The 13,170-nt window shown below is 69.3% G+C and carries 9 protein-coding genes; 4 read left to right on the top strand and 5 right to left on the bottom strand.

Annotation, left to right across the window (positions count from 1 at the left end; translation table 11 throughout):
* The first annotated feature begins 289 nt into the window (after positions 1 to 289).
* From CW359_RS28335 to CW359_RS28325, 3 genes are all read left to right on the top strand, one after another.
* Positions 290 to 2,257, top strand: a complete 1,968-nt coding sequence (locus tag CW359_RS28335) for a PA14 domain-containing protein (RefSeq protein WP_105973004.1) — start codon at positions 290 to 292, stop codon at positions 2,255 to 2,257.
* Between the two features lie 115 nt (positions 2,258 to 2,372).
* Positions 2,373 to 3,800 (top strand): PA14 domain-containing protein, encoded by a 1,428-nt coding sequence (locus CW359_RS28330; protein WP_105973003.1) that lies wholly within the window; start codon positions 2,373 to 2,375, stop codon positions 3,798 to 3,800.
* 43 nt (positions 3,801 to 3,843) lie between these two features.
* The gene (locus CW359_RS28325) at positions 3,844 to 5,592 is read left to right on the top strand and encodes a fibronectin type III domain-containing protein (RefSeq protein ID WP_105973002.1); all 1,749 of its coding nucleotides are present in this window, start codon (positions 3,844 to 3,846) and stop codon (positions 5,590 to 5,592) included.
* 49 nt (positions 5,593 to 5,641) lie between these two features.
* Here CW359_RS28325 and CW359_RS28320 read toward each other — a convergent pair whose 3' ends face one another.
* Complete coding sequence (locus CW359_RS28320; RefSeq protein ID WP_105973085.1) at positions 5,642 to 6,619, bottom strand: threonine ammonia-lyase; 978 nt, start codon at positions 6,617 to 6,619, stop codon at positions 5,642 to 5,644.
* 254 nt (positions 6,620 to 6,873) lie between these two features.
* On the opposite strand from CW359_RS28320, the gene CW359_RS28315 reads away from it, so the two are divergent.
* Positions 6,874 to 8,892 (top strand): fibronectin type III domain-containing protein, encoded by a 2,019-nt coding sequence (locus CW359_RS28315; RefSeq protein WP_157968649.1) that lies wholly within the window; start codon positions 6,874 to 6,876, stop codon positions 8,890 to 8,892.
* Positions 8,893 to 8,966: 74 nt separating this feature from the next.
* Here the strand turns inward: CW359_RS28315 and CW359_RS28310 are convergent, their stop codons facing one another.
* From CW359_RS28310 to dnaK, 4 genes are read right to left on the bottom strand one after another with little or no spacing between them, the layout of a single operon-like run.
* The gene (locus tag CW359_RS28310; protein ID WP_105973000.1) at positions 8,967 to 9,413 is read right to left on the bottom strand and encodes a heat shock protein transcriptional repressor HspR; all 447 of its coding nucleotides are present in this window, start codon (positions 9,411 to 9,413) and stop codon (positions 8,967 to 8,969) included.
* 5 nt (positions 9,414 to 9,418) lie between these two features.
* Complete coding sequence (gene dnaJ, locus CW359_RS28305; protein ID WP_105972999.1) at positions 9,419 to 10,606, bottom strand: molecular chaperone DnaJ; 1,188 nt, start codon at positions 10,604 to 10,606, stop codon at positions 9,419 to 9,421.
* 45 nt (positions 10,607 to 10,651) lie between these two features.
* Positions 10,652 to 11,305, bottom strand: a complete 654-nt coding sequence (gene grpE, locus CW359_RS28300; RefSeq protein WP_105972998.1) for a nucleotide exchange factor GrpE — start codon at positions 11,303 to 11,305, stop codon at positions 10,652 to 10,654.
* On the bottom strand, positions 11,302 to 13,161 hold the full coding sequence (gene dnaK, locus CW359_RS28295) for a molecular chaperone DnaK (protein WP_105972997.1): 1,860 nt from the start codon (positions 13,159 to 13,161) through the stop codon (positions 11,302 to 11,304). The genes grpE and dnaK overlap by 4 nt, the downstream gene beginning before the upstream one ends.
* Positions 13,162 to 13,170: the final 9 nt, after the last annotated feature.

Raw genomic sequence — 13,170 nt, 5'->3', positions numbered from 1 at the left:
TGCGACCCATGTGGCTGAAAGCCAACGTGGACGAACACCCGGACGTCAAGCGGAATCACTTAATGAGATCAAAACATCACGCTCCGCTGATCACGTGGAGAAGTCGAGAACTCCCGCACAGACAGCCGTCACTCATCCTTCACCAGTATCCCGTACAACCAAGCGCGCGCGTCACGGGTCTTGATCATCGGCGGCCCGATTCCGCCCCTCTCGACCCCTTCTCCGCCCTCTCCGCCCCTCCCCGCCTCCCTCTGCCCCTCTCCGCCCCTCTCCGGATGCGAAGGACCGCATGATCTCAGCCAGACGTACGACCGCCACGGCGACCGCCGTCGTACTCGCCACCGCCGGTGGACTGCTCAGCTCGGTCGCCGCCACCCCCGCCTCGGCCGCCACTGTGACGTGCGCCTCCCCCACCTACAAGCGGCAGTTCTTCGGCAACACCGCCTTCTCCGGTACGCCGAAGAAGACGGACTGCGATGCCGCCGTCGCCGAGAACTGGGGCGCCAAGGCCCCCGCCACCGGTCTCCCGAAGGACAACTTCGGGGTGCGGTGGACAGTGACCCGCGACTTCGGCTCCGGCGGGCCCTTCGCCCTCACCGTCGCCGCCCAGGACGGCATACGCGTCTACCTCGACGGCAAGGCCAAGGTCAACCTCTGGAAGAACGTCACCACCACCCAGAAGAAGACCGTCAACCTCACCATCCCCTCCGGCAAGCACACCCTCCGCGTCGACTACGCCAACTGGACGGGCTCCGCCAACGTCAACTTCGCCTACACACCCCGCACTTCGGCGAGCGTCGACAAGGTCAAGCCACTCGTCCCGACGGCCCCCTCGGTGACGTACGACAAGAACACCGGGCGGGCCAAGCTGACTTGGGCGAAGAACCAGGAGCTGGACCTCGCCGGGTACCGCATCTACCGCCGCCTGAACGGGAGTTCGTTCCCGGGCACCCCCCTCGCCACGACCACCGCCACCACCTACACCGACTCGGCGATCCCCAACACCGGTGACACGTACGCCTACGAGGTCCGCGCCCACGACAAGGCCGGAAACCAGTCGGCGGGCAGTGCCGACGTCACCGTCACCACCGCCGACAAGACGCCGCCCGCTCAGGTCACCGGCGTCAAGGTGACCGTGGGCGCCTCCACTCTGCGGCTCGACTGGAACGCGGTCGGCGACGCGTTCTCGTACAGCGTCTATCGCGCGAGCGCGCCGCAGGGTCCGTACACCCGGATCGTGTGGGCGGTCGGCGACACCTACTACACGGACGTCACGGCGAACATCAAGCAGCGCGCGTACTACCGCGTCACGGCCGTCGACAAGTACGACAACGAGTCCGTGCCGTCCGCGACCGTCGACCCCGGCGAACCGGACACCACCGCGCCCGACCAGGTCACGGGCCTGACGGCGAAGGGCACCACGGCGGGCAACGCGGTCCGCTGGCAGGCCTCTTCGGCCGATGTCGAGGTCTACGAGGTGTGGGCGGTCCCGACCGGCCAGTCCTCCGACCCCGACGGCCCGGACCTGGTGACGGGGACCTCGTACAACGACATGGCGGCGGAGGTGGGCGCGGCGGTCGCGTACCGCGTCCAGGCGATCGACGCGTACGGGAACATCTCGCCGGTGTCGGAGACGGTCACGGCGACCCGGCCCGCGCCCGGCGAGTCGGCGGCGCCCACCGGTCTGACGGGCACGCTGCGTGACAGCGACACCCGGCTGACCTGGGACTACTCGGCCGACAACAGCCGCTACGGCTACCGGATCTACCGCCGGATCGGTACGTCCGACGCCTGGACCAGGATCAGCGAGGACGACTACACCTCGCTCGCGTTCGACGACACCTCGGCCCCGGCAGGACCCGCCTCGTACTACGTGACGGTGAACGACCAGTACGGCAACGAGTCGGCGCCCACGGGCGTGGTCACGGTGGACCGGGGGACCCCGGCGACGCCGACCGCGCCGCTGCCGCCGACGATCGCGCTGTCCGCCCCGTACACGCCCTGCACCGCCAACGACTGTGCGGCGCACGGCGGTTCGGGCACCGCGCTGAAGGTGACACTGACCCCGGCGACGGACCGGCTGGTCTGGGGGTACGAGTACCGGTTCAGCGGCGACACGGGCTACACGCGGACGCCGGACCCGACGGTGACGTGGACGCCGCCCGCATCGGGGACGTACACCTTCGAGGTGCGGACGGTGGACTACTACGGGGGCCGGACGGGGGCGTCGGCCACGATCCGGTTCAAGGTGGGCTGACACCTCAGAAATCAAAATTAATCACAAGACTTGTACAACCAATCCACATCCTTGCGAGTCCTGATCGTCAACGGCCCTTTTCTCGCCGTTGACGATCAGGACCCGAAGGACCGCATTGAACCCAGCCAGACGCACGACAGCCACGGCCACCACCGCCACCGCCCTCGTGCTCGCCACCACCGGCGCCCTGCTCGGCACCGCCACCCCGGCCGCCTCCGCCGCGACGACGTGCGTCTCGCCCGTCTACCAGCGGCAGTTCTTCGCGAACACCGGCTTCTCCGGTACGCCGAAGCGGACGGACTGCGACGCCGCCGTCGCCGAGAACTGGGGTGCGAAGGCCCCCGCCGCCGGTCTTCCGAAGGACAACTTCGGCGTGCGGTGGACCGTGGCCCGCGACTTCGGCTCCGGTGGGCCCTTCGCCCTCACCGTCGCCGTCCAGGACGGGATACGCGTCTACGTCGACGGCAAGGTCAAGGTCGACATCTGGAAGAACGTGACGTCGACGGCGAAGAAGACCGTCAACCTCACGATCCCGTCCGGCAAGCACACCCTCCGCGTCGACTACGCGTCCTGGACAGGCAACGCGAACGTCAACTTCGCCTATACGCCCAGGACTTCGGCGACCGTCGACAAGGTCAAGCCGCTCGTCCCGACGGCGCCCTCGGTGACGTACGACAAGGCGACGGGCAAGGCGAAGCTGACCTGGGCGAAGAACAAGGAGCTGGACCTCGCGGGCTACCGCGTCTACCGCCGCCTGAACGGGAGTTCGTTCCCGGGCACGCCCCTCGCGACGACCACCGCCACCACGTACACGGACTCGACGGTCCCCAACACCGGTGACACGTACGCCTACGAGGTCCGCGCCCACGACAAGGCCGGCAACGAATCCGCGGGTACCGCCGATCTGACCGTGGCGACGGTCGACAGGACCCCCCTGGCCGCGCCCAAGGGCCTGATCGCCGCCTCCACCTACGAGGGGCTACGACTCGACTGGAACGGGGTGCCGGGAGCGGCGTCCTACCGCGTCTACCGCGCGGCGAGCGAGAACGGCACGTACACCCGGGTGGGCAGCACGGACAAACTCCTCTATCTGGACGCCTCCGCGGCCGACCGCGTCACCTACTACTACCGGGTGACGAGTCTCGACCCGGCGGGCAACGAGTCCGCCCGTTCCACGGCCACCTCCGGCGAGCGCGAGGACCTCACCCCGCCGCCCGCCGTCACCGGCCTGACGGCCACCCCGACCGAGTACGGCTTCCAGCTGGCCTGGGACGCGAACCCCGCCCCCGACCTCCACCGGTACGTCGTCTACGTCGGCGAACTCCTGCGCGACGAGGAGGAACAGGTCTGCTACGCCTCCGAGTTCGAGTGGCTGGGCCCCGACACCACGTCGTTCGCCTACACCACCGAACCGGACGGCGAGGAGCGGTGCTTCTTCGTCGACGCCGTCGATACGAGCTGGAACTCGCACTACAAGTGGACCCGTTCGCCCAACGTCGTGGTCGCCACCGAGCTGGACATCACACCCTCACCGAACCCGTGAACCGACGACGCACGAGACACTGAGAGAGCAGACGAAGAAGCGTATGAACCTCGCCAGACGCACGACCACGTCGGCCGCGACGGCCGTTGTCCTCGCCACCGCCGGCGGTCTCCTCACCGTCGTCACCGCCCCGGCCGCAGCGGCGGCCACGGCGACGGCGGTGACGTGCAACTCCCCTTCCTTCAAGCGCCAGTTCTTCACGAACACGGCCCTGTCCGGCACCCCGAAGAAGACCGACTGCGACGGCACGATCGCCGAGAACTGGGGCGCCAACGCCCCCGCCCCCGGCCTCCCGAAGGACAACTTCGGCGTCCGCTGGACGGTGACCCGCGACTTCGGCTCCGGCGGCCCCTTCGCCTTCACGGCAGCCGCCCAGGACGGTCTACGGGTCTACCTCGACGGCAAGCGCAAGATCGACCTGTGGAAGAACGTCACGGCGACGCGCACCAAGACGGTCAACGTGACGATCCCGTCCGGCAAGCACACCCTGCGCGTCGACTACGCCAACTTCACCGGCAACGCGAACGTCAACTTCTCCTACGCGCCCCGCACTTCGGCGGCGGTGGACAAGGTCAAGCCGCTGGTCCCGACGGCGCCCTCGGTGGCGTACGACAAGTCCACCGGCCAGGCCAAGCTCAGCTGGGCGAAGAACAAGGAGCTGGACCTCGCGGGCTACCGCGTCTACCGCCGCCTGAACGGGAGTTCGTTCCCGGGCACGCCTCTGGCGACGACCGCATCGACGTCGTACACGGACACCAACCTCCCGCTCACGGGCGCGAGTTACTACTACGAGGTGCGCGCCTACGACAAGGCGGGCAACGAGTCCGGCGGTACGGCGGACAAGGGCGTCGTCACCGTCGACCGCACGGCGCCGGCCGCGCCGCAGGCGCCGACGGTCGTCAACGAGTCGGCGGCGAACGGGCTGCGGGTCAACTGGGGCGCGGTCGAGGGCGCGGTGTCGTACCGGGTGTACCGGGCGATCGGGGCGCAGGGCAGGTTCTTCGAGATGGGCCGCACGAACCAGGTCTCCTTCCTGGACACCTCGGTCGTCGAGCAGATCGCCTACCGCTACCGCGTCTCGGCGCTCGACGCGGCGGGCAACGAGTCCGCGGGTTCGGCCGTCGTCGACAGCGCGTACGACGACTCCACGGCACCGCCGGCCGTGACCGGCCTCGCGGCCACCCCGACCGAGTACGGCTTCCGGCTGCGCTGGGACGCGAGCCCGGCCGCCGACATCGCGTGGTACGCGGTGTACGCGGGCGAGTTGGTCGACGACAAGGCCGGCGGCAAGGTGTGCTCGGCGAGCGTCGTGAAGTACGTGCAGGCCGACAAGGCCGCGTACTCCTACGCGGCCCGCCCGAACGGCGAGCAGGTGTGCTTCCTCGTCGACGCCCTCGACCGGGCCCGCAACTCCGTGTACACGGAGACCGGCACCGCCCCGACGGTCGTGGCGACGGAGCTGAACACCACCCCGAGCGTGCCGACCCCGACCGGCTCCCCCCTCCACCTGACGGCGGCCCCGGCACCCGAGGGCGGCCGGGCCAACCAGCTCTTCTGGACCGGCCTGGACGCCAACTCCCCGCAGGCCGCGGGTGGTTACCGTGTCTACCGGTGGAACGCGACGACTTCGGCGTACGAGCGGATCGCCACCGTCGCGAACACGGCGTCCACGTACGCCGACACGACCGCGAAGCCCGACACGACGTCCTACTACTGGGTGCGGGCGGTGACGGCCGACGGCACGGAGTCCCTCCCGGCGGGCGGCTGGGCGGTCAACGCTCCCGTGAACTGACCGACGGCCGCGACCGCAAGGGGCCGGGGGACATGCACCCCCGGCCCCTTCACCGTGTCCCGCCCCGACCGACCCAGCGGCGGTAGAGGCCCGGATCGACATTGCTGCCGCACACGACGGTGACGACATGCCGTCCGGCGAAGCGCTCGCGGTCTTCGAGGACGGCCGCGATGCCGAGCGCGGCGGAGGGTTCGACGACGAGACCGGCGTGGTCGAGGAGCATCCGCATCCCGGTGACGATCGACGCCTCCTCGACCAGGACGGCGTCGTCGGCGACCAGGAGCAGGTCGTCCAGCACGGCCGGGATGGGAAAGCGGCCGGCGACTCCGTCGGCGATGGTGTCGGCCGACTCGGTGGTGACGACGCGCCGCGCACGCCAGGAGAGCGTCAGCGCGGGTGCGCCCAGCGGCTGGACGCAGATCACCTCGACCCCGGGCGCCAGGGCCTTCAGCACCTGCCCGACCCCGGTGGCCAGCGCCCCACCGCCAAGGGCGACCAGGACGACATCGAACTCCGCTCCGCCGTCGACCAGTTCCAGACCGATGGTCGCGGCTCCCTCGCAGGTCTCGACGTCCAGACTGTCCTCGACCAGCCGGATCCCGTCGTACCGCGCGATCTCCGCGGCCCGCGCACGCGCCAACTCATGGTCGCCGTCGACCAGTTCGAGCCCGGCGCCCAGCGCACGAATCCGCTCCAGCTTGACCGGGGTCGCGAAACGCGACGCCACGACGGTGACGTCGACCCCTCGCCCACGCCCGGACCACGCGAGAGCCTGCCCCAGATTCCCGGCACTCGCACAGACGACGGCCCGCGCCCCCACTCCACCGGGCAGCCCCGCGACGACGACCTCGGTACCCCGCCCCTTGAAACTACGAACGGGGTTGGCCGTCTCCAGCTTGACGCTCACCGCACACCCGAGCACGGCCTCCAGCGCCTCGCACCGATAGAGGGGGCTGCCGAGAAACACCGGGTCGATCACCTGCCGGGCCGCCCGGATCCGCCCGAGGTCGAGACGCGTCTGCCGCACGACAGGGCAGCGTAGCGCCACCGGCGCCGGGCCGATGAACAACTGTCCTGGCAGCTACGGGAGATCGCGCCGCCAGCCTGTGTTCCTGTGACATCGAACGAGGAACGCCGATGAGACAACCGACTGGTTCCGGGCATGGACCGGCGACAACGGGAGTCTCTCGCCCCACCCGTACAACCAAGCCCCACCCTCACGAGTCCTGATCGTCGACGGCCCTTTTCTCGCCGTTGACGATCAGGACCCGAAGGACCGCATTGAACCCAGCCAGACGCACGACAGCCACGGCCACCGCCGCCACCGCCCTCGTGCTCGCCACCACCGGCGCCCTGCTCGGCACCGCGACCCCGGCCGCCTCCGCCGCGACCACCTGCAACTCCCCTGTCTACAAACGGCAGTTCTTCGCGAACACCGGTTTCTCCGGTACGCCGAAGCGGACGGACTGCGACGCCGCCGTCGCCGAGAACTGGGGTGCGAAGGCCCCGGCCACCGGTCTTCCGAAAGACAACTTCGGCGTGCGGTGGACCGTGACCCGCGACTTCGGCTCCGGCGGGCCCTTCGCCCTCACCGTCGCCGCCCAGGACGGCATACGCGTCTACCTCGACGGCAAGATCAAGGTCGACGTGTGGAAAAACGTGACGTCGACGGCGAAGAAGACCGTCAACCTCACCATCCCCTCCGGCAAACACACCCTCCGCGTCGACTACGCCAACTTCACCGGCAACGCCAACGTCAACTTCACCTACACGCCCCGCACTTCGGCGACCGTCGACAAGGTCAAGCCGCTCGCGCCCACGGGAGCGTCCGCGACGTACGACCAGGCAGCCGACAAGGTGACGATCAGCTGGGCGAAGAACAAGGAGATGGACCTCTCTGGCTACCGCGTCTACCGGCAGGTGAAGGGCGGAACCGGCTGGCACAAGATCAGCGGTGTCGCGGATCTCTCCGGGACCTCGTTCACTCAGTGGGTGGGTGCGTCCGGCACCACCTTCCTCTTCGAGGTGCGAGCCGTGGACAAGGCGGGCAACGAGTCGGCGGGCAGCGCCGACCAAACGGTCACCACCGTCGACCGGACCCCGCCGACCGTCACCGATCTTGAGGTCTACCAGGAGAACGCCCTGGACGGGGTGTTCCTCTCGTGGTTGTCCGGCGAGGGATCGCTGGAGTACCACCTGATGAGGGCCAGTTCGCCCGACGGGCCGTTCACGGTGCTCAAGAGCGCGAGCAACTCGGCGCTCGATGAGACCGCCCCGTACGGGGAGACCTCGTACTACAAGGTCTCGGCGACCGACACGGCAGGCAACACCGGGTACTCGTCGGTGGTGTCGTTCGCCAGGCCACTCGCTGTCCCCTATCTCGTCAACGGCGTCAATCGCCCGGAGGACGGCGGTGGTGTCGATCTGACCTGGTGGATGTCGCCGTTGGCACCGGCGGATTTCCGGGTGTACCGCCATGACGACACCACCGGGACGCAGCTCGTGTCCTGCGACCCCGAGCTGATCGACACCACTTACGGACTCCGCCACACCTACTTGTGCACCGACACCACCCCGGTGCCCAATACGGATTACTCGTACTGGGTGACCACCGTCGACGCCCTCGGACGCGAGTCGAAGCCCTCCCAGAGCATGGGCAGGTTCTACACGGACGCCACCGCCCCGCCCCTCGTCACCGGGTTCACGGCCACCGCGACCGAGTACGGCACGGTCCTGGACTGGGACGACAACCCGGCGGCCGACCTCGCCGAGTACCACGTCGTCCGGCTGAGCACGGTCGACGACGGCACCCAGTACACCTATGTGGGCCGAACCGAGGCGGGCACCACCCGGATCGTCGACTCGGCGAACCTCCAGGACGGCGAGACCCACACGTACTACGTGATCGCCGTGGACACCTCGGGCAACGCGAATGATTCGTCGGCCGAAGCCATGGTGTCCGCCACCGTCACCGAGCACGACCTGCGGCCCACCGTGGAAACCCCCGCGGACTGGCTGGTCAGTGTGAGCGCCCAGGTCGCCGACGGCGCGATCGGGGTCGATCTCACATGGACCCTGTCCAACTCGTACCACGGGACGGACATCACCGGGTACCGGGTCTCCCGCTGGAACCCGGCCACCGCGGCGTACGAGCCCCTGACCGCCGACCCGGTCACCGGCACGTCGTACACCGACGCCACGGCCGCCGTCGGCACCACCCACTTCTACTGGGTGACGGCCGTGCACGCCGACGGCACCGAGTCCGCCCCCGGCGACGCGTGGGTGGCACTGGCGCCCTGAGCACACCCGGGCACACGAAAGGGGCCCGGAGGTTCAACGAACCTCCGGGCCCCTTCACACACCCGCGCGTCCAGCTAGTCCTTCGCCTTCTTAGGCCGCCAGACCACCAACGCACTCGTCTGCTGCACTTCCTGATACGGCACCAAGTCCCGCCGATAGGAAGCGTGCACCGCCGCCTCCCGCTGCTGCATCGCAGCCGCGGCGCCGTCCAGTGCCGCCTCCATCTCCGCGACCCGGGACTGCAGCGCCACCACCTGGTTCTCCAGCTCGATGATCCGCTTGATGCCGGCCAGGTTGATGCCCTCGTCCTGCGACAGGGCCTGCACCGTGCGGAGCAGGTCGATGTCGCGGGCCGAGTAGCGGCGACCCCGGCCGGCGGTGCGGTCGGGGGAGACCAGGCCCAGGCGGTCGTACTGACGCAGGGTCTGGGGGTGCAGGCCCGAGAGCTGGGCCGCCACCGAGATGACGTAGACCGGGGTCTCCTCGGTCAGTTCATACGGGTTTCGTCGACGGCCGTCCATCTCGGTCAAGCTCCCTTCGCTGCCTCGAACAGCTCCGCCCGCGGATCCTCGTCCGCGGTCGCCTCGCGATACGCCTCCAGCGCTTCACGAGCCTTCCCCGTCAGCTCCGTCGGGACACTCACCTCGACGGTGACCAGCAGATCGCCCCGGGTGCCGTCCTTGCGGACCGCGCCCTTGCCCCGCGCGCGCATGGTGCGCCCGTTGGGCGTGCCCGGGGGCAGCTTCAGGGTGACCGGCGGTCCGCCCAGGGTCGGGACCCTGACCTCGCCGCCCAGTGCCGCCTCGACGAACGTCACCGGCACCGTCACCGTCAGGTTGTCGTCCTTGCGGCCGAAGACCGGGTGGGAGTCCACATGGACGGTGACGTACAGGTCGCCTGCCGGGCCGCCCCGTTCGCCAGGGGCGCCCTTGCCCCGGAGGCGGATGCGCTGGTTGTCCGCGACCCCCGCCGGGATGCGCACCTGCATCGTCCGGGACGACTTCGCCCGTCCGCTGCCGCTGCACACCAGGCACGCGTGTTCCGCGATCAGGCCCCGGCCCTTGCAGTCCGGGCAGGGGTCGGTGAGCGAGAAACCGCCGCCCGAACCCCTCGCCACCTGGCCGGTGCCCACGCACGTCGGGCACACGCGCGGTGTGCCGTTCTTGTCGCCCGTCCCTGAGCACGCCTTGCACGGGGACTGCGAGGTCATGCGCAACGGGACCGTCGCGCCGTCCACCGCCTCCGTGAAGCTCAGCGTGACCTCGGTGTCGATGTCCTGGCCGCGCCGGGGCTGCGTACGGGTCGTACCGCCGCCCCGGTTGAACAGGCCGCCGAACACGTCCCCGATGCCGCCGCCGAAGCCGCCCGCACCGCCGCCGGCCCCGGCCCCGCCCTGGGGGCCGCCGCCGAAGAGGTCACCCAGGTCGAAGTTGAAGGAGCCGCCGCCCGCGCCCGGCCCCGGACGGAAACCGCCGTTGCCGAAGAGGGCGCGGGCCTCGTCGTACTCCTTGCGCTTCTTGGGGTCGCCGAGGACGTCGTTCGCCTCGGAGATCTCCTTGAAGCGCTCCTCCGCCTTGGCGTTGCCCTTGTTGGCGTCCGGGTGGAACTCGCGGGCGAGTTTCCGGTACGCCTTCTTGATCTCGGCCTCGGTGGCGTCCTTCGGGACGCCGAGGACCTTGTAGAAGTCCTTCTCGATGAAGTCCTTGGTGCTCATCCCCGACGTCCCTCCTTTCCGGAGTTCCCCACCTCAGTGCTCACGTCAGCCCTCTTCCGGGCCACCGTTCTCCTTGCCGTCCGCCGACTCCGGGGAGTCGCCGTTGCCGGTCTGCGTCGCCCCGGGCTGGGGCTCGGCCACCGCGACCCTGGCGGGGCGCAGGTTGCGCTCGCCGAAGCGGTAGCCGGGCTGCAGGATCGCCACGCAGGTCGTCTCGGTGACGTCCGGCGCGTACGAGTGCATCAGGGCCTCGTGGATCGTCGGGTCGAAGGGCTCGCCCTCCTTGCCGAACTGCTGCAGGCCCATCTTCGCGGCGACGGTCTCCAGCGACTCGGCGACGGACTTGAACCCGCCGACCAGTTCGCCGTGTTCCCTCGCGCGGCCGATGTCGTCGAGCACGGGCAGGAGTTCGGACAGGAGGCTCGCGATGGCGATCTCCTTGACCGTGATCCGGTCCCGCTCGACCCGGCGGCGGTAGTTCTGATACTCGGCCTGGAGCCGCTGGAGGTCCGCGGTGCGCTCACCGAGGGCCGTACGAACCTGGTCCAGCTGTGCCGTCAGACCGGCGACCTGTGCTGCTGCGTCCCCGGCCGGGGACGCCCCCTCCGCGGAGGGGGCTCCCTTCGGCTCGGCGTCGTCGGGGGTGGCGCCGGAAGGGACGTCGGGCTCCTTGTCGAAGCCCGGAGTCTCCTCCGTCACGCGGCACCGTCCTTGCGGTCGGTGCGCTCGTCGTCGACGATCTCGGCGTCGACGACGTCGTCGTCGGCCTTCGGGGCGTCGGCGCCGGGCGCCGCGTCACCGGCGCCGGCCGCCTGACCGGCCTGGGCGTCCGCGTACATGGCCTGGCCGAGCTTCTGCGAGACGGCGGCGACCTTCTCCGTGGAGGTGCGGATCTCGGCGATGTCCTCGCCCTTGAGCGCGGCCTTCAGCTCCTCGATCGAGGCCTCGACCTCGGTCTTGATGTCGCCGGGGACCTTGTCCTCGTTGTCCTTGAGGAACTTCTCCGTCTGGTAGACGAGCTGCTCGCCCTGGTTGCGGGTCTCGGCGGCCTCGCGGCGACGGTGGTCCTCGTCCGCGTACTGCTCGGCCTCCTGGCGCATACGGTCGACCTCGTCCTTCGGCAGCGAGGAGCCACCGGTGACGGTCATCTTCTGTTCCTTGCCCGTGCCCAGGTCCTTCGCGGTCACGTGCATGATGCCGTTGGCGTCGATGTCGAAGGCGACCTCGATCTGCGGGACACCACGCGGGGCCGGGGGCAGGCCCGTCAGCTCGAACATCCCGAGCTTCTTGTTGTACGCCGCGATCTCGCGCTCGCCCTGGTAGACCTGGATCTGGACGGACGGCTGGTTGTCCTCGGCCGTCGTGAAGATCTCGGAACGCTTGGTCGGGATCGTGGTGTTGCGCTCGATGAGCTTCGTCATGATCCCTCCCTTGGTCTCGATGCCGAGGGACAGCGGGGTGACGTCGAGGAGCAGTACGTCCTTGACCTCGCCCTTGAGGACACCGGCCTGGAGCGCGGCGCCGATGGCGACGACCTCGTCCGGGTTGACGCCCTTGTTGGCGTCCCGGCCGCCGGTCAGCTCCTTGACCAGCTCGGCGACGGCGGGCATACGGGTCGAGCCACCGACGAGGACGACGTGGTCGATCTCGCTCAGCGCGATGCCCGCGTCCTTGATGACGTTGTGGAACGGCGTCTTGCAGCGCTCAAGGAGGTCGGCCGTCAGCTGCTGGAACTGGGCGCGCGTGAGCTTCTCGTCCAGGTGCAGCGGGCCCTCGGCGGAAGCCGTGATGTAGGGCAGGTTGATCGAGGTCTCGGTGGACGAGGACAGCTCGATCTTGGCCTTCTCGGCGGCCTCGCGAAGGCGCTGGAGGGCCATCTTGTCCTTGCCGAGGTCCACGCCGTGGCCGGTGCGGAACTGCTGCACCAGGTAGTCCATGACGCGCTGGTCCCAGTCGTCACCACCGAGGTGGTTGTCACCGTTGGTGGCCTTCACCTCGACGACGCCGTCGCCGATCTCCAGGAGGGACACGTCGAAGGTGCCGCCACCGAGGTCGAAGACGAGGATCGTCTGGTCGTCCTTGTCGAGGCCGTACGCCAGCGCGGCGGCCGTCGGCTCGTTCACGATGCGCAGGACGTTCAGGCCCGCGATCTCGCCGGCCTCCTTCGTCGCCTGGCGCTCGGAGTCGTTGAAGTAGGCCGGGACGGTGATGACCGCGTCCGTGACCTTCTCGCCCAGGTAAGCCTCGGCGTCGCGCTTCAGCTTCTGCAGGATGAAGGCGCTCATCTGCTGCGGGTTGAAGTTCTTCCCGTCGAGCTCGATCTTCCAGTCGGTGCCCATGTGGCGCTTGACCGACCGGATGGTCCTGTCGACGTTGGTGACCGCCTGGCGCTTCGCGACCTCGCCGACCAGCACCTCACCGTTCTTCGCGAAGGCGACGACGGACGGCGTGGTCCTGGCACCCTCGGCGTTGGTGATGACGGTGGGCTCGCCGCCCTCCAGAACGCTGACGACGGAGTTAGTCGTGCCCAGGTCGATGCCGACCGCACGTGCCATTTCAATTCC

The sequence above is a fragment of the Streptomyces geranii genome, from assembly GCF_002954775.1.
GTDB lineage: Bacteria > Actinomycetota > Actinomycetes > Streptomycetales > Streptomycetaceae > Streptomyces > Streptomyces geranii.
This window is presented reverse-complemented; position numbering and strand designations above follow the sequence as displayed.